This window comes from Ruegeria sp. BB7, assembly GCF_056539365.1.
This window is the reverse complement of record NZ_JBQFUV010000002.1, coordinates 393,287-416,157: the sequence shown is the minus strand read 5'-3', so window position 1 is coordinate 416,157 and position 22,871 is coordinate 393,287. Positions and strand designations below refer to the sequence as shown.

The 22,871-nt window shown below is 57.2% G+C and carries 20 protein-coding genes; 12 read left to right on the top strand and 8 right to left on the bottom strand.

Features of this window, described 5'->3' with window-relative positions; translation table 11 throughout:
* Nucleotides 1–43 precede the first annotated feature (43 nt).
* A complete protein-coding gene (locus tag ACR0D7_RS07245; protein ID WP_170383132.1) occupies nt 44–721 on the top strand; it encodes a DUF502 domain-containing protein in 678 nt (225 codons plus the stop codon).
* Here ACR0D7_RS07245 and ACR0D7_RS07240 read toward each other — a convergent pair whose 3' ends face one another.
* Nucleotides 722–1,747 (bottom strand): patatin-like phospholipase family protein, encoded by a 1,026-nt coding sequence (locus tag ACR0D7_RS07240; protein WP_480678424.1) that lies wholly within the window; start codon nt 1,745–1,747, stop codon nt 722–724.
* A 64-nt stretch (nt 1,748–1,811) separates the two neighbouring features.
* On the bottom strand, nt 1,812–2,585 hold the full coding sequence (locus tag ACR0D7_RS07235) for a 3-hydroxybutyrate dehydrogenase (RefSeq protein ID WP_480678423.1): 774 nt from the start codon (nt 2,583–2,585) through the stop codon (nt 1,812–1,814).
* A gap of 293 nt (nt 2,586–2,878) precedes the next feature.
* Here ACR0D7_RS07235 and ACR0D7_RS07230 point away from each other — a divergent pair, with 293 nt between their 5' ends.
* Entirely contained in the window at nt 2,879–4,693 is a 1,815-nt protein-coding gene (locus tag ACR0D7_RS07230) for an extracellular solute-binding protein (RefSeq protein ID WP_480678422.1), read from the top strand.
* Between the two features lie 539 nt (nt 4,694–5,232).
* Nucleotides 5,233–5,469, top strand: coding sequence for a hypothetical protein (locus ACR0D7_RS07225; RefSeq protein ID WP_170383125.1), 237 nt, complete (start codon nt 5,233–5,235; stop codon nt 5,467–5,469).
* Here the strand turns inward: ACR0D7_RS07225 and ACR0D7_RS07220 are convergent.
* A complete protein-coding gene (locus tag ACR0D7_RS07220) occupies nt 5,458–6,081 on the bottom strand; it encodes a helix-turn-helix domain-containing protein (RefSeq protein WP_170383123.1) in 624 nt (207 codons plus the stop codon). The two genes, ACR0D7_RS07225 and ACR0D7_RS07220, sit on opposite strands and share 12 nt — an antisense overlap.
* A gap of 65 nt (nt 6,082–6,146) precedes the next feature.
* Between ACR0D7_RS07220 and ACR0D7_RS07215 the strand changes: the two genes are divergently transcribed.
* The 5 genes from ACR0D7_RS07215 to ACR0D7_RS07195 all read left to right on the top strand — a co-directional run bounded on the left by ACR0D7_RS07215 (nt 6,147) and on the right by ACR0D7_RS07195 (nt 11,998).
* Complete coding sequence (locus tag ACR0D7_RS07215) at nt 6,147–7,664, top strand: class I adenylate-forming enzyme family protein (protein ID WP_480678421.1); 1,518 nt, start codon at nt 6,147–6,149, stop codon at nt 7,662–7,664.
* Nucleotides 7,661–8,320 (top strand): DsbA family oxidoreductase, encoded by a 660-nt coding sequence (locus tag ACR0D7_RS07210; RefSeq protein WP_480678420.1) that lies wholly within the window; start codon nt 7,661–7,663, stop codon nt 8,318–8,320. The genes ACR0D7_RS07215 and ACR0D7_RS07210 overlap by 4 nt, the downstream gene beginning before the upstream one ends.
* A 76-nt stretch (nt 8,321–8,396) precedes the next feature.
* Nucleotides 8,397–9,605 carry a multidrug effflux MFS transporter gene (locus ACR0D7_RS07205; protein WP_480678419.1) on the top strand — a complete coding sequence of 403 codons (1,209 nt, stop codon included), beginning with the start codon at nt 8,397–8,399 and terminating at the stop codon, nt 9,603–9,605.
* A gap of 57 nt (nt 9,606–9,662) precedes the next feature.
* The gene (locus tag ACR0D7_RS07200) at nt 9,663–11,327 is read left to right on the top strand and encodes a tetratricopeptide repeat protein (RefSeq protein ID WP_480678418.1); all 1,665 of its coding nucleotides are present in this window, start codon (nt 9,663–9,665) and stop codon (nt 11,325–11,327) included.
* A complete protein-coding gene (locus ACR0D7_RS07195) occupies nt 11,324–11,998 on the top strand; it encodes an SH3 domain-containing protein (RefSeq protein ID WP_480678417.1) in 675 nt (224 codons plus the stop codon). The genes ACR0D7_RS07200 and ACR0D7_RS07195 overlap by 4 nt, the downstream gene beginning before the upstream one ends.
* Here ACR0D7_RS07195 and mfd read toward each other — a convergent pair.
* Nucleotides 11,995–15,450 carry a transcription-repair coupling factor gene (gene mfd / locus ACR0D7_RS07190; RefSeq protein ID WP_480678416.1) on the bottom strand — a complete coding sequence of 1,152 codons (3,456 nt, stop codon included), beginning with the start codon at nt 15,448–15,450 and terminating at the stop codon, nt 11,995–11,997. The genes ACR0D7_RS07195 and mfd overlap by 4 nt on opposite strands.
* A 21-nt stretch (nt 15,451–15,471) precedes the next feature.
* Nucleotides 15,472–15,996 carry a component of SufBCD complex gene (locus tag ACR0D7_RS07185; RefSeq protein ID WP_480678415.1) on the bottom strand — a complete coding sequence of 175 codons (525 nt, stop codon included), beginning with the start codon at nt 15,994–15,996 and terminating at the stop codon, nt 15,472–15,474.
* Between the two features lie 119 nt (nt 15,997–16,115).
* Between ACR0D7_RS07185 and hemB the strand changes: the two genes are divergently transcribed.
* From hemB to ACR0D7_RS07165, 4 genes are all read left to right on the top strand, one after another.
* A complete protein-coding gene (hemB, locus tag ACR0D7_RS07180) occupies nt 16,116–17,114 on the top strand; it encodes a porphobilinogen synthase (protein WP_480678414.1) in 999 nt (332 codons plus the stop codon).
* Nucleotides 17,115–17,256: 142 nt separating this feature from the next.
* Complete coding sequence (locus ACR0D7_RS07175; protein WP_480678413.1) at nt 17,257–17,829, top strand: lipid-binding SYLF domain-containing protein; 573 nt, start codon at nt 17,257–17,259, stop codon at nt 17,827–17,829.
* A 167-nt stretch (nt 17,830–17,996) separates the two neighbouring features.
* Nucleotides 17,997–20,459, top strand: a complete 2,463-nt coding sequence (locus ACR0D7_RS07170; protein ID WP_480678412.1) for a penicillin acylase family protein — start codon at nt 17,997–17,999, stop codon at nt 20,457–20,459.
* 106 nt (nt 20,460–20,565) lie between these two features.
* Entirely contained in the window at nt 20,566–20,961 is a 396-nt protein-coding gene (locus ACR0D7_RS07165; RefSeq protein ID WP_480678411.1) for an ester cyclase, read from the top strand.
* A gap of 18 nt (nt 20,962–20,979) precedes the next feature.
* On the opposite strand, the gene ACR0D7_RS07160 is transcribed toward ACR0D7_RS07165, so the two are convergent.
* Genes ACR0D7_RS07160 through hfq form a run of 3 tightly spaced genes read right to left on the bottom strand, consistent with a single transcriptional unit; the run spans nt 20,980 to nt 22,802 of the window.
* Nucleotides 20,980–21,273, bottom strand: coding sequence for a putative quinol monooxygenase (locus ACR0D7_RS07160; RefSeq protein WP_480678410.1), 294 nt, complete (start codon nt 21,271–21,273; stop codon nt 20,980–20,982).
* 18 nt (nt 21,274–21,291) lie between these two features.
* A complete protein-coding gene (hflX, locus tag ACR0D7_RS07155; RefSeq protein WP_480678409.1) occupies nt 21,292–22,563 on the bottom strand; it encodes a GTPase HflX in 1,272 nt (423 codons plus the stop codon).
* Nucleotides 22,563–22,802, bottom strand: coding sequence for an RNA chaperone Hfq (gene hfq / locus ACR0D7_RS07150; protein WP_010440340.1), 240 nt, complete (start codon nt 22,800–22,802; stop codon nt 22,563–22,565). The genes hflX and hfq overlap by 1 nt, the downstream gene beginning before the upstream one ends.
* Nucleotides 22,803–22,871: the final 69 nt, after the last annotated feature.

The following is a 22,871-nucleotide window of genomic DNA, read 5'->3' as shown; positions in this document are numbered from 1 at the left end:
CCCCTGACAGCTTACCTAAATCCGCAAACCATTCAGGATCGTAATGAACACACCGTTTGACGAAGAACCCCATCGCCGCCCGGGCCTGTTTTCCCGGCTGCGCGCGTCGTTTCTGACGGGCATCGTTGTCATTGCACCTGTATGGCTAACGATCTGGCTGATCTGGTCGGTGGTCGGTTGGATCGACAGTGCCGTCCTGCCGCTGATACCACAGCAGTTCCAGCCGCAGGAATATGTGGGCATCAACCTCCGTGGCGTCGGTGTCATCATCTTTCTGGTGTTCACCGTTCTGGTGGGTTGGATCGCCAAGGGTATTCTGGGGCGGTCCTTCATCTCGTTCACCGAAAGTCTTGTGGACCGGATGCCTGTCGTCCGCTCGATCTATTCCGGGATCAAGCAAATATCCGAGACCGTCTTTGCCCAGACCGAACGGTCCTTTGAGAAAGCCTGCCTGGTGCAGTATCCGCGCCGGGGTATCTGGGCCATCGGCTTTGTCTCAACCACAGCAAAAGGTGAGGTCACGCACCGCGCTGAAACAGCCGGGGAATTGCTGAGCGTGTTCATTCCGACCACGCCCAACCCGACTTCGGGCTTCTTACTGTTCTTCCCGGCCGAAGACGTGATCCTGCTGGACATGAGTATCGAAGATGCAGCCAAACTGGTGATATCAGCCGGTCTGGTCTATCCGAACGGCAAGGACCCGACCCAGCCGCCCGAGTGATCAACCGAACATCGCTGGCAGGTCGACGGTGCTGTTCTGCCCCAGGTCATCCTTGTGGCGCGACAGAAACCCATCTGCCGCCGCGCGACCGGCCTCTTTCAGTTTATGCAAGACCACAGGGTTGGGCACGGTCTTGGTTGCCACCGACAAACTGTTCATCAACTCGTTGTCAGCAATCATATGCACCAGAACCCGGCTCATCTCACCTGCCTTCAGCTTGCCTTCGGCAAGCAAGCGCTGCACAAAGTTGATGGCCCGCAGTTCCCGAAACAGCGATGAGTTAAATCCTATCTCATTGATCCTATTCTGGATTTGTTGCGGTGTGATGGGAATTTCGTCCCTCTCAAGCGGGTTGATATTCACGATTACCACGTCATCCGGCAAGTCATCGTTGAACAAAGGATACAGCGCCGGATTTCCGGTATAGCCACCATCCCAATAAGCCTCGATCCGGTCGGTCGCAGGGTCGTAAATCTCGACAGCTTTAAATAGGGTCGGCAAACAAGCCGAAGCCAGAATAGCATCCGTCGAGATCTCATCGCCGGTGAAAACCCGAATCTTACCGCTGCGCACACAGGTTGCGCAGACAAACAGACGTGGACCTTCATCGGCACAAATCTCATCGAAATTGAACCGCTCCACCACAGGTTCCAACGGGTTGCTGTAAAACGGACCATAAGCATAGGGTGACACCATCCGCGACCACGCATCGCCAATTGAATAAGGCAGCGAATACTCCATGGCCCGAGAGATACTGCCGGGTTCAATCCCCCGGAACCAGTTTGACACGCGCATATCCGAAGTCGCGCCCATCCGCTGCCACAGCCTGTCCAGGCTTTCTCGCGCGCCTTTCCGGCCCGAATGAACCATGCCGGATTTGAATGCAGCGCCATTCAACGCCCCGGCCGATGTTCCGGTAATCGCTGCAACTTCAATATCTTCTTCGTCCAAAAACCTGTCCAGAACGCCCCAGGTGAACGCCCCATGCGCCCCGCCGCCCTGAAGGGCCAGATTGATCCGTTTCACAACGCCGCCCTTTCATCTTTTCCGAAATACTCCGGGGGTATGGGGGCAGAGCCCCCATGAACCCTCACAACGCCGTCCAGCCTCCGTCGACCGAGATCGTCGTTCCAGTGATCTGCGCCGCTGCATCCGAGCACAGGAAAATCGTGGTGCCGCCCAGTTGCTCGACCGTCGCAAATTCTTTCGAGGGTTGGCGTTCCAGCAGGATGTTCTTCACCACATCCTCGCGACTCATGTTGTATTCCTTCATTGTGTTCGGAATCTGTGCCTCAACCAGCGGGGTCAGTACATAACCCGGGCAGATTGCATTACAGGTAATCGGTTCCTGGGCGGTCTCCAGCGCCACGGTCTTGGTCATCCCAACGACACCATGTTTCGCAGCAACATAGGCCGCTTTAAACGGCGAGGCCGTCAGACCATGTGCCGAGGCGATATTGACGATCCGACCCCAACCCGCCTTGCGCATCATGGGCAACGCCGCTGCCATTGTGTGAAAAGCCGAGTTCATGTTGATCGCAATGATCGCGTCCCATTTGTCGGCCGGAAACTGATCAATCGGTGCGACATGCTGGATGCCCGCATTGTTCACGAGAATGTCACAGGCACCGGCCTTTTCAATCAGCGCACGGCATTCATCCCCTTTGGACATGTCCGCCTTGATATAGCGCGCGTTGGTTCCGGTCTCTTGCGCGATCTCAGCAGCCAGGGCGTGATCCTCATCCCGGTCGGTGAACGAGTTCAGAACGACATCGGCGCCGGCCTTGGCCAGTTCACGCGCAACACCCAACCCGATCCCCGAGTTCGACCCTGTGATGATCGCTGTTTTTCCTGAAAGGCTCATATGCTCTCTCCCTCAAAGTCCGATTTGGCGGCACAGTGCCATGCTGCATCTGCAAAGGGAACGGGGAAACATCAGGGTTCCGCACCCTTGATGCGATTAGCCCAAAAAAAACGCCCGCACGAAGCGGGCGTTAAGTTATTGAGGCAGGTTTCATACAGGCAAGAAACCTATCGAGCAGTGCAACCTTTATAAGCAATTTCTTGCATCCGTCCAAGCTAAAAGTTTGAAAATATGAAAAATCATCAGTACGTTGAACACCAACAAAATAAGGCCTGAGCAGGATTGTTTCCAAAATGAGCCCCGATTATCTACGCCCCGTCCGTCATGTGATTGCGGGAATCGCCTCTGTTTTTGCCGCCACAATTGCCAGTGCAGAATCGAGTCATGGCATAGCTATGTATGGCGACCCTGCCCTACCACCGGATTTTGTGTCTCTTCCTTACGCCAACCCGGATGCACCCAAAGGCGGTAAAGTCGTTTTCGGAAATACCGGGGGCTATAACAGCTTGAACCCGTTTGTGCAAAAAGGCACCTCGCCCTGGCAATTGAGATTTTGGACCCACGAAAGCCTGATGGGTCGATCCTGGGACGAACCTTTCACTCTTTACGGGTTGTTAGCCGAATCAGTTGAGACTGCGCCGGACCGGTCTTGGGTCGAATTTACCCTGCGCGAAGACGCCCGGTTTTCGGATGACAGCCTTGTGACCGTTGATGATGTTATCTGGTCGTATGAGACCTTGGGCACCGAAGGGCACCTGCGGTATCGGGGGCTTTGGGGCAAGATCGACAGCATCAAGCAGACTGGCCCGCGCAGTGTTCGAATTACCTTCAATGAACCGGATCGAGAGCTTGCCCTGATCGCCGGTCTGCGCCCGATCCTCCAAAAAGCTCAGTGGGAGGGGAAGGATTTCGCAGATGCCGAACTACATGATGTTCCAGTGGGCTCGGGACCTTACTTTGTCGATAGCTACGAGGCTGGACGCTTTGTGAACCTGCGCCGCAACCCCAAATATTGGGGCGCAGATATCCCTTTCCGCCAAGGCACCATGAACCTCGACGAAATACGTATCGAGTTCTACGGTGACGGGACCGTATTGTTCGAGGCCTTTAAAGCCGGAGAACTGACCGCCGTCCGCGAATTCAACGCCGACAAGTGGGACACGCAATACAACTTTCCTGCGGTGCAACGCGGCGATGTCGTCAAAACCGAAATCCCGCACGGCAAGCCTTCGGGCATGACAGGCTTTGTCATGAACACGCGCAAGGCTCCATTTGACGACTGGCGCGTGCGTGAGGCGCTTTTGCTGGCGTTTAACTTCGAATACATCAACGACACGATCACAGGTGGCGCACAGCCTCGGATCACCTCGTTTTTCTCTGGCTCCGATCTGGGTATGCAACCTGGTCCGGCCACAGGCAAAGTCGCCGAGTTGCTGGAGACCTACCAAGACGACTTGCCCCCAGGAACGTTGGAGGGGTATGCCCTGCCTGTCGGGGACGGCTCGGCCCGCAACCGATCCAACATTCGCAAGGCCAACAAGCTACTGTCCGAGGCTGGCTGGACCGTTCAAGATGGCGTTTTGCGCAATCAAGACGGTAAAGATTTCACCATCACCGTGTTGCTGCAACAAGGCGACAGCGAAAGTCAGACCGCCATCGAAATCTATTCCCGAGCACTTGAACGTCTGGGTGTTAAAGTCACTGTCGAACAGGTGGACAGCGCCCAGTTCACCGGCCGCACAGCCGAACTGGATTTCGACATGACAGTTTTTCGGCGTGCTCTATCCCTTTCACCCGGAAACGAGCAGCGCCTGTACTGGGGCAGCGAGAACGCGGATACCCCTGGCACGCGCAATCTGATGGGTGTCGCATCTCCGGCCGTGGACGGGTTGATCGACACAATGCTGTCTTCAGAAAGCCATGAGGACTTCGTCGCCGCCACCCGCGCGTTGGACCGTGTTCTGACCGCTGGTCGTTACGTGATTCCGATCTGGAATTTCGATGTGGGGCGCATCGCTCATGCGAAAGAGCTTAAGCAACCCAAAACCCTACCGATCTATGGCGATGGGCCAGAATATATGCCGCAGGTTTGGTGGTACGAAGAATAGCTATCTGTGGCACGTCGCCGAAGACATCAAATCGGGGAGCTTTCCTGTATCGAATGATTACCTGCGCATATTACCATTCGCATAAACGCCATGCTCGAGGCTGGCGTCTTTCGGCGGATTTCGGCACATCTGCCACAACTACCTAAATATAGAACTCTCCTTCCCCACAAACCGCCAGATGTTGGGACGGAACCTAATTCCAGTGAAAAGCCTTGGAACACATACAAGGGCCTTTACGGACCACCCGTTTGCGATGTAACATAACTGTATTAAGACGCGCCGTGTGAACGGAATATTTATGATATATTCAGTAGATAGCTTTTCACCTGACGCGCAAAACGAGAATTTTGCGGACCGGCCTCCACTCACTCCAAACTTAGGTCCGTAGGCCCGTTGTGCGCTTAGCTCAACGGGCCTTTTTACCTAACGTCACCCATGCGCGGGTGCGACATTTTGTCATGCGCGCTGTTTGCCATGTGATCCGTACCCTGAAATAAGGGCCGAGCAGCCGTGAAACCCGAACTACGGATAGCTGACAAATGTTGAAGTGGACCGACCTGACGCAAGACTGGGATGCAATGTATTCCCGCGCTAAACGGCGTTTTCCAAATCTGCGTGATCAGGACAAGTTGCGGCTGAGTAAAGATCGAAAAGGGTTTGAAGCGTATCTGGCCGAACGCCATCACCTGACCGTAAATGAAGCGCATGAAGAGCTAGAGGATTTTTTATTTACCGAAGGCCTGAACCAAGAGTTCAGCCGGTCTTTAAGCAAGTGATGTGACCCAAAGGATCGTCGCATCCTCGTCGCTGATGGAAATTACGTTGTGCCCCATACTCGCGTCGTAATAGGCGCTGTCGCCGCGACGCATTTCAACGGGTTCATAGAACTCGGTGTACAGTTTTACGACTCCGGTAAGAACATACAGGAATTCTTCACCGTCATGGCGCACCCAGCCGTCGAACTCATTCATTGATCGGGCCCGCACGCGCGCACGATAGGGCAGCATTTGCTTTTTCGTCAGCGTTTCAGCCAGCAACTCATGTTCATAAGTCACCGTTGGATGCGCGGCACCTTCTCCCATTCGGGTCACGGCCATTCGGCCAATAACCTGTTCACGCTGTGGCGGTGTGAACAATTGAGGCACCGAAATCTCTAACCCGGTCGCCAGTTTTTTCAGCGCGTCATAGGTTGGCGACATCTGACCGTTTTCGATCTTGCTGAGAGTCGACCGTGCCAGCCCCGCCTGCGAGGCGGCCTGTTCCAGAGTCCAGTTCCGCGCTTTGCGCAACTCGCGCACACGCGCGCCCAGATCAAGCGGTTCAGGATCAGTATGTTCACCCGAGTCTCGGGCGATACGGATCAGAGATGGCTGTTCTTTCGTGCTCATGCGCAACTCTATAGGGCCAGCTTGCCACGCTTGCAACGCGCCAATCCACACGATAGCCAGTTGCCATGCTTTCCGTTTTTGATCAGGGGCCACCTCCGCCCTGCCCTGCACCGTTCAACCTCGCCGCGCATGTTCTACGCCGGGCGAATGACCATTCAGACAAAATCGCGTTGTCGGTTCTGCAAAGTGAAGGATCCGAGGACTGGACCTATGGCGCTTTGCAAGCGGCCATTCTGGGTACCGCAACCGGACTTTTGAGCGCCGGACTAAAACCGGGTGACATCGCCTTGATGCGGTTGGGGAACACCGAGGATTTCCCGATCGCGTATCTTGCAGCGATTGCGGTCGGGATCGTGCCGGTTCCAACATCGTCACAACTGACCGAGCCCGAAACCGCGCGCATGATCGCAGACCTGAAACCAGTTGCGATCCTTCGGGACCTAGCCGTCGCATGCGCGGCGCACCCGTTCCAGATTACACTGGAAGAGTTGTCCCATATGCGCGCCCTGCCTCCGGCAGAGTTTAAGTTCGGCGACCCGAACCGGCTTGCCTATGTCGTCTATACGTCTGGAACGTCCGGGAAACCACGCACTGTAGCTCACGCCCACCGCGCCATCTGGGCGCGTCAGATGATGGTCGAAGGTTGGTATGGGCTGAGAATTTCGGACCGCCTGTGTCATGCAGGGGCATTCAATTGGACCTATACGCTGGGCACTGGCTTGATGGATCCCTGGACCATGGGTGCAACTGCACTGATCCCAGAGCCGGGCACCGACCCGGACGCCCTGCCCGCCTTGTTGCGCCGATACAACGCGACGATTTTTGCGGCGGCACCCGGTGTGTTCCGTAAATTGCTCAAAACCGCACATGATCTCCACCTACCAAACTTGCGCCACGGTTTGTGCGCCGGGGAAAAACTCTCGCGGCACCTGCATGCGCAATGGACCGAAGCAACTGGAACCGAACTGTTTGAAGCTTACGGCATGTCCGAATGCTCCACCTTCATCTCGTCCAGCCCAGCCCACCCGGCACGCGGCGAGGCATTGGGACAACCACAGCCGGGACGCCGGGTCGCGATCCTCGGGCCGGACGGTCCGGTCCCCCAGGGACAGGAGGGGACCATTGCCATTCATCGTTCGGACCCCGGCCTGATGCTGACCTATCTGAACGCACCGGATGAAGCGCAGGCACGGATGCAGGGTGACTGGTTCCTGACAGGCGATCAGGGCGCGATGGCTGTGGACGGGCAGATCACATATCTGGGCCGCGACGATGACATGATGAATGCAGGCGGCTATCGCGTGTCCCCGGTCGAGGTTGAGGCCGCGCTGACCAAATACCCCGGCATCACGCAGGTGGGCGCCGCTGCGGTTGAGGTCAAACAGGACACATTTGTGATAGCAGCCTTCTATACAGGCCCGGAAAAGCTGGACGATGACGCGTTGCGCACCTATGTCGAAGCAAATCTGGCGCGGTACAAACAGCCGCGCGCGTTCATTCATCTGCCCGAGCTTCCGACCGGCGGTAATGGCAAACTCCTGCGCCGGGCGCTGCCGGCCTATTTCAAGGCGAATACACCATGACCCAGACCGTCAAACTTGACATCATGTCCGACCCGATCTGCCCGTGGTGCTATATCGGCAAGACCCATCTGGACAAGGCTTTGGCCGCTATCCCCGACCATCCGATGGTAATCGAATGGCATCCGTTTCAGCTTAACCCCGACATGCCCGACGAAGGCATGGACCGACGCGAGTATCTGGAAGGCAAATTCGGCGGCAAGGATGGCGCAGTTCGCGCTTATGCACCGGTTGTTGAACACGCCGAGAAAGCTGGATTGAACATCGACTTCGAAGGCATGAAACGCACGCCCAATACGCTGGATGCCCACCGCCTGATCCATTGGGCCGGTATCGAAGGCAAACAGAACGAAGTCGTGGATGCGCTTTTTGACGCCTACTTTGTGCAGGCACGTGACATCGGCAACCACGAGGTTCTGGCCGACATCGCCGACGCTGCTGGTATGGACGCTGCCGTTATTCTCAAACTGCTGAAATCTGACGCCGACCGCGAAGATATCCGCAACCGCGACACCCATTCGCGCCAGATGGGTGTGAACTCGGTTCCGACCTATATCGTGGCCAACCAGCACGCGGTTCCCGGCGCTCAACCGCCTGAAATGTGGGAAAAAGTTATCGGCGAAATCATGTCTCAGCTTGAGGCTTCCCCTGCAAATTAGCACAGGTCTCTGTGCATTTTGATACCTAGCGCCACCTGACCTGTCGTGATAGCGCGAACAGGTCAGGAGGGGCACTATGGCCAATCGTATGTCTTCGGGAGAATTCATCGCACTCGTCGCAATGATGTTTGCGACCATTGCGTTTTCGATCGACTCGATGTTGCCTGCGCTGCCCGAGATCGGTGCACAACTTAGCCCTGATGACATCAACAGGGCGCAGCTGATCCTTACGTCATTTGTGCTGGGCATGGGTATCGGCACTTTTTTTGTCGGTCCGCTGTCGGACGCTTTCGGGCGCAAACCGGTCATCTATGTAGGTTCGGCTCTTTACATCATTTCTGCGGCAATCGCTTGGGCCAGTTCCTCTTTAGAGCTTCTGTTAATCGCGCGGGTCGCGCAGGGTGTCGGCTGCGCCGCACCGCGCGTTGTGGCGATGGCCATAATCCGGGATCTGTATTCAGGCCGGGAAATGGCCCGGATCGTCTCTATCGCAATGATGATCTTTACACTGGTCCCTGCCGTCGCGCCGATGCTGGGGGCCGGTGTAATCTCCGTTGCAGGTTGGCGCGCCATCTTTGTGTCATTCATCCTGTTCTCAGTCATCACAGTAATCTGGATGGGCTTGCGCCTGCCTGAATCTTTGAAGCCCGAGAACCGCAGACCTCTGCGCCTGCCCTTGATGGCTTCGGCTGCGCGCGAGATGTTCAACCACCCAACAGTGCGCGTCTCAATCTTCGTGCAGACCTTGTGCCTGGGCATCCTGTTCACAACGCTGACCATGGTTCAGCCAGTCTATGACGTGATCCATGACAGCGCCGACAGCTTCCCCTTCTGGTTCGGGTTCGTGGCCCTTATGGCGGGCTCGGCCAGCCTGCTTAACGCGGCGTTGGTGATCCGCGTGGGCATGCGGCGGTTGGTGACATGGGCCTTAGGCGCGCAAATTGTCATCACCACAGGTGTAATCACGCTGAACATGATGCCGCTGTCACCGAACTTGTCCTTTGCGGTTTTCGTCTTTTGGCAGACGTCCATCTTTTTCATGGCAGGCATGACCATGGGCAACCTGAACGCTATCGCGATGGAGCCGATGGGACATATTGCCGGCATGGCAGCCTCGGTGATCGGGGCGTTCTCGACCGTTCTGGCCGCCGCCATTGCCGCGCCAATCGGGCTTTTGTTCGACGGTACTTTGGTCCCCTTGAGCACTGGCATTCTGGTCATGAGCCTGACCGGGTTCGGGCTGATGCTGCATATGGGGCGGATCGAAAACAGGCTGCCTGCCTGATCTGTGCAGCCTGCGCGAATCCCGCTAACCTCCTCTTAACCCGAGGGGAGGTTTTCGATGAGCGACTATTACGAACTTGGCACACATTCCTGTCCGATCACCACGTCCGTTCCCGAAGCGCAGCTGTGGTTTGATCGCGGGCTGATCTGGACCTACGGCTATAATCATGATGAGGCTGTTGTCTGTTTTCAACGCGCCGCCGAGCACGATCCGACCTGCGCCATGGCCTATTGGGGGATCGCCTATGCGGCTGGACCGAACTACAATCTGCCGTGGGATTTACGAGACGAACGCGGTCAGCAGAAGGCGCTGAATCAGGCGTATGACGCCACCCAACGAGCGTTAGAATTGCTCAAGACCTGCACCCCAGCTGAACAAGCGCTGATCCGTGCCCTTCCCGCACGTTACCCTCAGCGTGATCCGATCGCGGATATGCACGGTTGGAATCATGATTTCGCCAACGCCATGCGCGCCGCTTTTGCCGCGCAGCCCGATCATCTGGACCTACGCACCATCTATGTTGAGGCATTGCTGAACCTGACACCCTGGCAAATGTGGGACCTCAAGACCGGCCAGCCCGCCGAGGGCGCGGCAACGCTAGAGGCGCAGAAGGTGCTTGAGGACGCAATGGCCAACGATCCGGCCGCCATGTCCCATCCGGGACTGCTTCACCTCTATGTGCATCTGATGGAAATGTCCCCTACCCCGGAAAAGGCGTTGAAAGCAGGGGACGTCCTGCGCACTCTGGTACCCGATGCGGGCCATCTGGTGCATATGCCAACCCATATCGACGTGCTTTGCGGCCACTATCACAACGTCGTTTACTGGAACGAGAAAGCTACAATCTCCGATCTGAAGTATTACGAGCGTGAGGGCGCGTTCAACATCTACACGGGTTACCGGCAACACAATTACCACTTTGCTATCTACGGGGCGCTGTTTCTGGGCCAGATGGAACCTGCCCTGCGTGCCAACAAAGGTTTGTGGGACACCACGCCAGAGGACATGCTTCGCATCGAAAGCCCGCCAATGGCAGATTACTTCGAAAGCTACATGTCCATGGGCCCGCACATCCTGATCCGTTTCGGCAGATGGGAAGAGGCCAAATCGCTGGAGCTGCCAGAAGACCCCGACCTATTCCGCACGCTAACTGCGACCATCCACTACGCCCGCGCCATTGCGCATGCTGCGACAGGTGATGTGACCAAAGCAGAGGCCGAAGAACAACTTTTCCTTTCAGCCAAAGCCTGCGTTCCCGAAACGCGACTACTGCACAACAACCGTGTCGTCGATCTGCTGGAGATCGCTCGCGAAATGCTGAGGGGCGAAATCGAATACCGCAAAGGCAATTACGATATGGCCTATGCCCACTTGCGCCGCTCGGTCGAGTTGGATGATACGCTACCCTATGATGAGCCGTGGGGTTGGATGCAGCCCACCCGTCACGCGCTGGGGGCGTTGCTGTTTGAGCAAGGCCATGTAGTTGAGGCCGAGGCCGTCTATCGCGAAGACCTTGGACTGGGCGGCACGCTAAGCCGCGCCTCGATCCATCCGGACAATGTTTGGAGCCTTAAAGGACTCCATGATTGCCTTAAGGCACGGGGGGAACAGGACGAGATCAAACAGATCAAACAGCGCCTTGACCTTGCTCTGGCCCGGGCCGACCGGGCAGTTGGTGCGTCCTGCTTCTGCGCTCAGGCAGCGATGAGGGCCGCCGAATGAGATACTGTTTACTATTGGTCGCTTTGATCGGTGGGCCTGCCCTTGCAGATCGCCAGTCCTTTCCGCCCGTCGATCAGGCCGATCAAGACCCGTCTTTGGTGGAATTTCGGGACGAATTGCTAATACTGGTCAAGGCACGCGACACCGAAGCCATCGTTGCTGAGGTTTGTCCGGATATCTACCTAAGTCACGGCGGCGACGGTGGCCCCGAGGAACTGCGCGCCAATCTCGTTCTCGACCCCAAGACCCTTTCGGAAGAGGTCCGTGGGAACGCCAATGCGCTGCGCGACCAGTATTGGACCGATCTGGAAAACACCCTGTCCCAACCTGGTTATTTCGACGACGAAGGCGAGTTCTGGATGCCGCATCAATGGCAGATCACTCTGCCCGCCTCTTTGGATCCGCAGCTAGCGTATTTCGTCACGGGAACAGATGTATCTCTGCGTCAAAGACCGGATCGCACCGCGCCTATTCTGGGGCTGATCAGCTACGAAATCGCGATCATCCGCGAGTTTCAGGACGGTGCCGACTATCAGCGTGTTTTGCTGACTGACGGTACGCAAGGCTATATGCATGCCGATTTTCTGTGGCCTATGACCGGATACCGCGCCGCTTTCGTTAAGTCCGACGCGGGAAACTGGCAGTTATGTACCTTTGTCAGCGACGACTAGGCCTTTGCCTTCTTCTTTTCGGCCACAAGCTTTTCCGCCAGATCACGTGCAATGGCAAAGGCGCCCTTGATCTTGTCGCTGTCCTTTTTCCAGTCACGACGCACGACGATCTTGTTGTCCTTGACCTTGGCCAGCCCGCGCTGGTTCTGAATAAATTCGACCAATCCCTGAGGGGACGCGAACTTGTCATTGTGGAATTGGATCGTCGCACCCTTCGGCCCACCATCCAGCTTGGCAATGCCCGCGCGCTTACACATCGCCTTGATGCGCACGACCAGCATCAGCGTGTTCACCTCTTTCGGCAGTTTGCCGAACCGGTCGATCAACTCGGCCGCAAACCCTTCCAGTTCGACCTTGGTAGAGAGTGACGACAGTCGGCGATAGAGGCCCAGACGCACGTCCAGATCGGGCACGTAATCCTCGGGGATCAGTACCGGCACGCCCAGGTTGATTTGCGGGGCCCATTGGTCATCGGCGTCCGACAGCCCCTCCATTTCACCAGCCTTGATCTTGGCAATCGCCTCTTCCAGCATTGACTGATAGAGTTCATAGCCGACATCGCGCATCTGACCCGATTGTTCCTCACCCAACAGATTGCCCGCGCCGCGAATATCCAGGTCTTGGCTGGCCAGCGTGAACCCGGCCCCCAACGTGTCCAATGACCCCAGAACCCTAAGACGTTTTTCAGCCGTGGCGGTCAGTTTCTGGCGCGGCTTGGTTGTCAGATAGGCGTAGGCGCGGGTTTTCGAGCGCCCTACTCGACCGCGTATCTGATACAGCTGCGCAAGCCCGAACATATCCGCTCGGTGCACGACCATTGTGTTCGCTGTCGGAATGTCCAGCCCACTTTCCACGATCGTCGTGGCCAACAGCACATCATACTTACCGTCATAGAACGCGTTCATCCGGTCATCGAGTTCACCAGCCGCCATTTGACCATGAGCGATCACATAGGTCAGTTCCGGCAGTTGTTCCTTTAGGAAATCCTCTATCTCGGGCAGATCCGAGATGCGCGGAACCACATAGAAACTCTGCCCGCCGCGATAATATTCGCGCAGCAACGCCTCGCGGATCGTGACCGCGTCGAACTCGCTGACATAGGTCCGGATCGCAAGGCGGTCGATCGGAGGCGTACCGATGATCGACAGATCGCGCACACCAGTCAGCGACAATTGCAGAGTGCGCGGGATCGGCGTGGCTGTCAGGGTCAGCACGTGGATATCCGAGCGCAGCTGTTTCAGGCGTTCCTTGTGGCCGACGCCGAAATGCTGTTCTTCATCAATGATCAGCAGACCAAGGTTGTTGAACCGGATACCCTTGGCCAACAGCGCATGGGTCCCAATAACGATATCGACTGTGCCACGCGCCAGACCATCCCTTGTTTGCTGCGCCTCTTTGGCAGACACAAACCGCGACAGTTGCCGCACTTCCAGCGGGAAGCCCCGGAAACGTTCCTTGAAAGAAGCTGCGTGTTGGCGCGCCAGCAGTGTGGTCGGAGCAACTACTGCCACCTGAACGCCCGACATGGCGGCAACAAAGGCTGCACGCATCGCCACTTCGGTTTTGCCAAAACCCACATCGCCGCAGATCAGACGATCCATCGGCGCACCGGAATGCATGTCTTCCATCACCTCGGAAATGGCGCGCAACTGATCGTCGGTTTCCTGATAGGGGAACCGGGCGCTGAACTCTTCCCACGCATGAGGCGGCGGGTCCATGACCGGCGCCTTGCGCAAGGCACGTTCGGCGGCGATGCGGATCAGCTTGTCCGCCATCTCGCGGATACGCTCTTTCAGCTTGGCTTTCTTCGCCTGCCATGCGCCACCGCCCAGACGGTCCAGCAGACCTTCATCGTGGCCGTATTTCGACAGCAACTCGATATTCTCGACCGGCAGATACAGCTTTGCCTGCTCGGCGTATTCCAGCAGCAAACATTCATGAGCAGCCCCCGCAGCGGTGACCACCTCCATCCCAAGATAACGGCCAATGCCGTGATCCACATGAACCACCAGATCACCGGGGGTAAGCGATTGCGTCTCGGTCAGGAAATTCTCGGCCTTGCGGCGTTTTTTGGGTTGGCGGATCAAGCGATCACCCAAAACATCCTGTTCCGCTACAACCGTAAGACCGGGTGTTTCGAACCCGTGTTCCAACGCCCAAACTGCCAGATGCAATCCGCGTTTTCCGATGCGGGTACCGTTGGATACGGGGATGGCCTCGGCCAGCCCTTCATCCTCGATCAGCCCGGTCAGGCGTTCGCGCGCCCCTTCGGAATAGGACGCGATCAGCACCGGCCCCTTGGCCATCTTGTCGGTGATATGGCCAGCCAGAGCGCCAAACAGGCTGATGCTTTCCTGCTGCCGCTCGGGCGCAAAGTTGCGCCCAATCCGACCGCCCGCGTCGATCACTCCGGGGCCACTGGCTTGCGGCAGCGGGCTGAATTGCATAACGCGACGGTCGCCGACCGCCTGCTGCCAGGCGGCGTCGTCCAGATACAGCAAGCCCGGCGGCGTCGGTTTATAAACCGTGTCAATGCGCGATCGGTTCTCTAACGCCAGCTTCCGGGTCTGGTACTGATCTTCAATACTGTCCCAACGGGCGAGCCGAGCGGGCGTGACCTGATCATCCAGAGTGATCGTGGCCCCCGGCAAATAGTCGAATAGCGTTTCCAGTTTTTCGTGGAAGAAGGGCAGCCAGTGTTCGATGCCCTGATGCTTGCGGCCCGCACTGACCGCCTCGTACAGCGGATCGTCCGTGCCCGCCGCGCCGAACTCAATGCGATAGTTTTGGCGAAACCGGGTGATGGCGGTCTCATCCAGAATGACCTCGGAAACCGGAGCCAGTTCTACTACATCCAGCTTTTCGGTCGTGCGTTGCGACACCGGATCAAACCGGCGCGCTCCGTCCAGAACATCTCCGAATAGGTCCAGACGGACTGGGCCGGATTCACCGGGTGGAAAGATGTCGATGATTCCTCCGCGGATCGCATAGTCACCGGATTCCATCACCGTAGGGCTTTGGGTGAAACCCATGCGCACCAAAAAGTTCCGCAGCGCCGTTTCGTCGACGCGGTGGTCAACGCGCGCCGTGAACGCAGCCTCACGCAGAACATCGCGCGCGGGCACACGCTGGGTCGCCGCATTTAACGTGGTCAGCAGCACGAACCGTTCCGGCATCTGATGCACCAGCGCTGCCAATGTCGCTACGCGGGCCGCCGCGATATCCGCATTGGGCGAAACCCGGTCGTAAGGCAGACAATCCCAGCCTGGAAAGACAAAGACCGGCATGTCCGGCGCAAAGAAAGCAAGCGCGGCGCGCATCGCCTCCATCCGCTTATCGTCGCGCGCGACGTGGCAGACTGGCCCGCCGGACCGTGCGATCTCATTCAGGACAATCTGTGCGTCAAACCCTTCAGGGGCGCCGCCAACCGTTACGTGGTTCGGAGCCGTCATCTTCGTGCCTTTCCGAATTTCTTACCCCAGAACCCCGATTGAGAAGTTCTGATACATGCCCCAAAAAGAAGTGATCAGGATCGAAATCATTCCAATAATCTGCGTATAGATCCTGCATCGCGTCAAAGTCTTACCTACGACCTCAAGCGTTCCGTCGCTATTCTCTAAGCTACGTGCTGCCCTGATATTGAGCAGCATCACAAAGCTACCCGGAAAAAGCAGTAGGAATACTGCCTGTGCGAACTCGACCCCATAGTAAAAACCAAGCATCGCCAGACCAGTGAAAATGAAACAGGACAAACCCAGAATGATCTGGCCAGACACATCAACGATGTAAAGCAGACGGTTAGTATTGATCCGCACGATATCCAACAGATCGCGCTCAGCCTGCCCACCGGCACGGCGTGCGCGCACCAAAAGGTCAAATGGTACACCCATCGCCCAGTGGCTGGCCGATGACCACAAAACGGCCAGACAGATCCAATACCACAGATTCGAAAAACTGCGCATGTCGATGATTTCGAATAGCGAAGAGTATAAGTCCAAGCGTCAGCCCTTTGTTCTCAGTCCTGAGGGGCTTTTTCGCACAGGCGCGTCCATCGTTACCCTTGAGACTACGGAGAATTCATGCCACCCAATGCGGAAATATTCAAGGAGAGCGCGACATGAAACCGACCATCGCCCCTTATCCCCTGACCCGTTTCCGCAGGGCGCGCCAACGTCAGGCCGTGCGGGGGCTTGTCCGGGAGAATACGCTCACTACCGACGATCTGATCTGGCCGGTTTTTGTACGTGATGGAGAGGGCATAGAAGAGCCCGTGCCGTCAATGCCAGGCGTAGTGCGTCGGTCGGTTGACCTGATAGCAAAGGCCGCAGTTGAAGCGCAGGCGCTGGGAATTCCGGCGATTTGCATCTTTCCATACACCGATCCCAGCCTGAAAACCGAGGACTGCGCCGAGGCCTGGAATCCCGACAACCTGTCGAACCGCGCCATTCGCGCGATCAAGGCCGCGGCGCCGGATATTGCGGTGATGACCGACGTGGCTCTGGACCCCTACAACATCAATGGTCATGACGGCTATGTGGTAGATGGCGAGATCGTGAACGACCAGACTGTCGAGGCACTGGTGAAAATGACGTTGGCCCAAGCAGAATCTGGTGCCGATATCATCGGCCCATCCGACATGATGGACGGACGGATTGGCGAAATGCGTCGGGCGTTGGAGGCTGCGGGCCACCAGAATGTGATGATCCTCAGCTATGCCGCCAAATACGCCAGCGCCTTTTACGGACCGTTCCGCGACGCGGTGGGAGCTTCGGGTGCGCTGACAGGCGACAAGAAGACCTATCAGATGGATCCAGCCAACTCGAACGAGGCCCTGCGCCTGATTGAGCGTGACCTGACCGAGGGCGCAGACATGGTGATGATCAAGCCTGGCATGCCTTATCTGGATATCTGTCGCCGTGTGAAAGACACGTTTGGCGCGCCGACCTACGCTTATCAGGTGTCAGGCGAATACGCGATGGTTCAGGCAGCAGCACAGAACGGATGGATAGACGGAGAAAAGGTGATGCTGGAAAGCCTTCTGGCGTTCAAGCGCGCAGGCTGTGACGGCATCCTCACATACTTTGCACCGCGGGTCGCACGCTTGCTTCAAGGTTAAAACCCGAAATTGTCGCGGTTTTTCGCCGATTGTACGGCGCGGTCACTCAGCTTTCCCGTGACACACAGGCGCAATCGGCGTATTCTCGCACACAAGATCGGGAACACCCGACAATTCAGGCAGTTATACAGAGATAAAAAACATGAGCAGTTCCAATGCACCCCGACTGAGCCGTCGTGGCTTTGCCTTTGGCATGGCCGGGCTGACAATGACCGCCGCTTGCGGCAATGGCGTCGGCAGTTCCAATGCAGCCAAGATCGACGCCCGCGTCGATGCCACCCTGACCGAAATGTATGCGAGCTATCCCAACACTGTTGAGATCGCAAACAAGGCCAACGGCATGCTGGTCATGCCCCTGATAACCGACGCCGGTTTTATCTTTGGCGGTGCCTACGGCCAAGGCGCATTGCGCATTCAGGGCGCAACCGTTGATTACTATTCCGCTATATCCGGCACCGCCGGCCTGCAGATCGGCGCACAGCAATATGCTCATGTGCTGTTCTTTATGACAGAAGATGCGCTGAACAATTTCCGGCGCTCTAACGGTTGGACCGCCGGAGCCGATATTGGCTACGTGGTTGATGCAACCGGAGATTCGCTGTCAACCGACACCACGACGTTGCGTTCGCCAGTATTGGCGGCGGTGTTTGGCCAGGCCGGCCTGAAATTCGGCGCCACGGTTGAAGGCACAAAATATACCCGGATCATTCCTTAACGTCTGGCAACCACTCTCCTACATCAACATCCCCGCCCCGTATGTGGCGGGGATTTTTGTTTAAATCGAAGTAAACGCGAATATTCCCCCGCTGTTCCTCTTTCGGTCAGCAAAGCCATCCATTAATCTCGCGGCAATCGGAACTAGATCAAGGTAGTAGGCCATAAATGGCACTCGTATTTCGCTGGCTCGTGCGCATTACCTCAGGTCTGATAATGCTGGCAGTGGCTGCCATTGCGTTGGTGTATTTTCTGGCCAGTCAATCCTTGCCCGACTACGACCAAACGGTCGAGGTAAAGGGATTAAACGCCCCGGTCGAAATCATTCGGGATACGGCCAACGTGCCTCATGTTCTGGCGGCGAATGATCCGGATGTATTCTTTGGCCTCGGTTACGCCCACGCGCAGGACCGCCTCTGGCAGATGACGGTCATGCGCCGCACGGCGCAAGGCCGTTTGTCCGAAGTTTTTGGCGCGCGCACCGTTCATATCGACAAACTGCTGCGCCGGTTGGATTTGTACGGTCTGGCGCATCGTTCGGTTGAGGTACAAGATGATTACACCAAGGCCGCGCTGCGCGCCTATTCAGCAGGTGTGAATGCGCGGCTGGACGAGATCAACGAAGCCGCATTGGGCCGTGGCGCACCCGAAATGTTCCTGTTCAATGCGCCCGTATCTCCTTGGCAACCCGGCGACAGTATCGCAGTGATCAAGCTGATGGGCCTGCAACTGTCTGGTCATCTGCAGGATGAGGTGCTGCGCGCACGTACGTCGCTGATACTGAATGATCCTGCGAGGCTGTCCGATATACTGCCCGACGTTCCGGGTGCAGGCATTGCAGCCCTGCCGGAATACGCCGCTTTGTTTCCGAATGTTCCCCGCTATGCCCGTAGCGTTCCGATGCCCGAGACACCGCTTTCGCCCTTTCCGAAACGAGGGCTGGCTGGGGCTTCAAACGCTTGGACCGCCGCGCCGTCTCGTTCGGCCAGCGGTGGCACATTACTGGCCAACGATCCGCATCTGGGCTTTACTGCGCCCGGCATCTGGTATTTGGCTCGATTGGAACTCGCCAAGGGTGGCGTCATCGGTGGCACCATCCCCGGTGTTCCCGCCATAATGACCGGACGCAGTAATCGTCTGGGCTGGGGCCTAACCTCATCCTATCTGGACGACCAAGACGTACATATCGAGAAGCTGAACCCCGATAACCCCGAGGAATATCTGACACCAGATGGGTACAAAAAGTTCCGCAACCGCCCCTCGATCATCGAGATCAAGGATCAAGCGCCCGTCACCCTAACCCTGCGCTGGACTGAAAACGGCCCGGTCTTGCCCGGCAGCCATTATGATCTGGAAACAATTACGCCACCGGGCCACGTTGCATCGCTTTCTTGGACAGCACTCAGCCCGCGCGACACGACGATGACAGCCTCAATGGCGTTGATGAACGCAGACAGCGTTTCAGAAGCCATTGAGGGCGCGGAACTATTCATCTCGCCATCGCAGAACCTGTCACTGGTGGACAAAGATACCATCGGATTGAAACTGATCGGAGCCATGCCAAAGCGCGACTTACGCAACCAAAGCCGGGGTCGTATTCCAACGCCCGGTTGGCTGGCCGAGAACCTGTGGCAGGGTCGCCTTCCTTATGCCAATAACCCTGAATTTGTCGCCCCCGCAGGCGGCATTCTGGGCAACACCAACAACAAGATCATCGACCGCCCCTTCCCTGAACACGTATCCTATGAGTGGGGCGACACCCAGCGCGTGCACCGTTGGGAACGCCTGATGCAATCGCGTGAAGTTCACACCCGCGACAGCTTTATCGAGGCGCAACTGGATACCGTCAGCTTCACCGCCCGCTCGCTGCTGCCGCTGATCGGAGCTGATTTGTGGTTCACCGGAGCTTCTGCCCCCGAGGGAACCCCAGAACGCCAGCGCCAAATCGCACTATCTCTGCTGGCCGAGTGGAACGGTGAAATGAACGAACACCTGCCCGAGCCGTTGATCTATGCGGCCTGGGTTCGGGCGCTGCAAATTCGTTTGATCTCGGATGATCTGGGGCCGCTGGCCGCAGAATACAAACATGTCGAGCCGCTGTTTATTGAACGTGTCTTCCGTGATATCAATGGCGCTTCTGTATGGTGCGACGTGCGCCAAAGCGCACCAACCGAGACTTGCACCGATATGGCGCGACTGGCCTTGGACGACGCGCTGATTTGGATTTCCGAAAACTACGGCAGCGCGCTTGAATCCCTTCGCTGGGGCGACGCGCATCAGGCCACCCACGATCACCCGGTTCTGGGCTCGGTGCCAGTGCTGAGGTACTTCGTCAACATCCGCCAATCCACCAGTGGTGGCGACAACACTCTGCTGCGCGGCCGAACCTCAGGCGAGGGCAAGGACCCATTCCAAAACGTACACGGGGCGGGCTATCGCGGTGTATACGATTTTGCTGACCCCGATAGCTCGGTCTTTATCACGGCCACCGGTCAGTCGGGTCACTTCCTGTCGCGTTACTATGACGATCAAGCCCAACTGTGGCGTCGTGGGGAATATATTCCGATGTCACTGGATCTGGATTTGGCGCGCGCTGCTGCCGTTGGCGTCACCAACCTGATACCGCGCTGATTATCACGCTTCGGCAAGACCTTGCCCCTTTCCGGCGCGGTCATGGACGCAGACGGGTGTTTTCGCCTACGATCTGCGAGCGGACTATTTAGGACCGGGGGCGCGGATGGCTAGTATTCGGGACAGACTTAACAATCTCGCACGCGATTACGCAATTGCTTGGAGTTCAGGCGATGCGGAAGCGGTTGCCAGTTTCTTCGCCGCTGATTGCCGAATGAGCATGAACAGGGCCGAGCCTCTGCAAGGCCGGGCCGCAATTGCTGAAATGGCCCGCGGATTTCAATCCGATTTCCCCGATCTGGAATTGCGCTGCGACATGATGCGTTGGGCCGGACAACACGCCATCTTTGTCTGGACTTTGGAAGGCCATCACGCCCAGACAGGCAACCATGTCCTGACACGGGGATGGGAGGAATGGGAATTAACCGACGAGCATAAGGTGAAGTCCTCGCTGGGATGGTTCGATGCCGAGGACTTTCAACGGCAGATCGACGGGAAATAAAAGATATCGCGGACCCGGCTATTCCGTGGTGATTGAATATTTGCGCGGAATGCCCTCGGTAATCTTGAACCAGTCCGATGCCTTCGTCCGCACCTGATGCGCGTCGAAAGCCGCCTGATTCTCGAATACCTCGCAAACATCGAACTTACCGGGGATGCCAGCATTTTCCACAACCTCAAACGAGAGGCATCCCGGCTCGGCCCGTGTAAGTGCGATATGTTCCGGCAACGCGGCCCGGACTTGTTCCAACCGATCCGCGGGAACGGTGATATGCCCGCGCAGGAAGACCTTTGTGTTTTTACCCTCAGCCATGGATGACCTGCCCAACGCTCAAAGAGCCGCGAACTGCGCAGCTTGTTTGTCAGTCCACAGAACGGTGATTTCAAAACCGTCATCCGTCTGTTTCTCGGACCGCACCACATCCTGCCGGAACAGCCATGCACGTTTGTTGCCGTCTGCAAATCCCAACGACAGCGTATTTTCGTGCCGCGTGCCCTGCAGCTTGGTTGCGATCTCGGCCAGTAGAGGTTCTACCCCTTCCCCTGTCACTGCAGAAATAGCAAAGATTGATGGGTCACGGTCTGCCCGCTTGAAGGCAGCTAGACGCTCCTCTTCGTTTAGAAGGTCGATCTTGTTCCAGACCTCCAGCCTGGGGCGTTCATCATCAACACCCAACGAGGTCAGGATCGTCTCAACATCCTGCGCCTGCGCGTCGGTTTCCTCATGGCTGATGTCGCGCACGTGGACAACGATATCTGCGCCCAAGACTTCTTCGAGTGTGGCACGGAACGCCGCGACCAATTCGGTCGGAAGGTTCGAGATAAAGCCCACTGTGTCTGACAGGATCACCTCGGGGCCATCAGGCAGTTCGACCCGGCGCATGGTCGGGTCCAGCGTGGCAAACAACATATCCTTTGCCATGACCTCGGCCCCGGTCAAGCGATTGAACAGCGTGGACTTTCCAGCGTTGGTATAGCCGACCAGCGCGACAATCGGATACGGCACCTTAGCCCGCGCGGCTCGGTGTAGCGTGCGTGTCTTGACCACCTTCTGAAGCTGACGGCGCAGACGCACCAGTTGTTCATCAATGGCGCGACGGTCAGCCTCGATCTGGGTTTCACCCGGACCACCGACAAATCCCAAACCGCCCCGCTGACGTTCAAGGTGAGTCCAGGCCCGCACCAATCGGGTCCGCTGATAGCTAAGCGCGGCCATCTCGACCTGCAGCACACCCTCGCGGGTGCGGGCGCGGTCACTGAAAATCTCCAAAATCAGGCCGGTCCGGTCGAGGATTTTAACCTTCCACGCCTTCTCAAGGTTGCGCTGCTGAACAGGCGTCACCGGGCCATCGATCAGCACCAGTTCAATCTCACTGTCATGCAGCCGTTCCGCCAGTTCCTCGATCTTGCCGCTGCCAAACAGCAACCCCGGTTGGGCGCGTTGCAAGCGCACGATCTCGGACCCGATCACATCCAGATCGGGCAAAGCGGCAGCCAATGCCACCGCCTCTTGCAGCGCCGGCTCGGGGACACGGCGCTGTTCATCTGATTTGATTTCCGGATGCAGCACCCAAGCGCGGGTGCGCGTCCTGTCATGTTCCATCAAGAGGCGTCTTCGCCCTCATACAGGCTGATCGGCTGCGACGGCATGATTGTCGAAATCGCGTGCTTATAGACAAGCTGCGACTGTCCGTCGCGGCGTAGCAACACGCAGAAATTATCGAACCAGGTGATGACACCTTGCAATTTCACACCGTTGATCAGGAAAATTGTGACCGGGACCTTTGCTTTCCGTACATTGTTCAGGAACGCGTCCTGCAGATTCTGTCTGTCCGAAGCCATATTTTTATAATCTCGCCATTGTTCTTGCTACGCGCTGCGGACCAACGCGCTCCCTCTGGAGGAGTATGG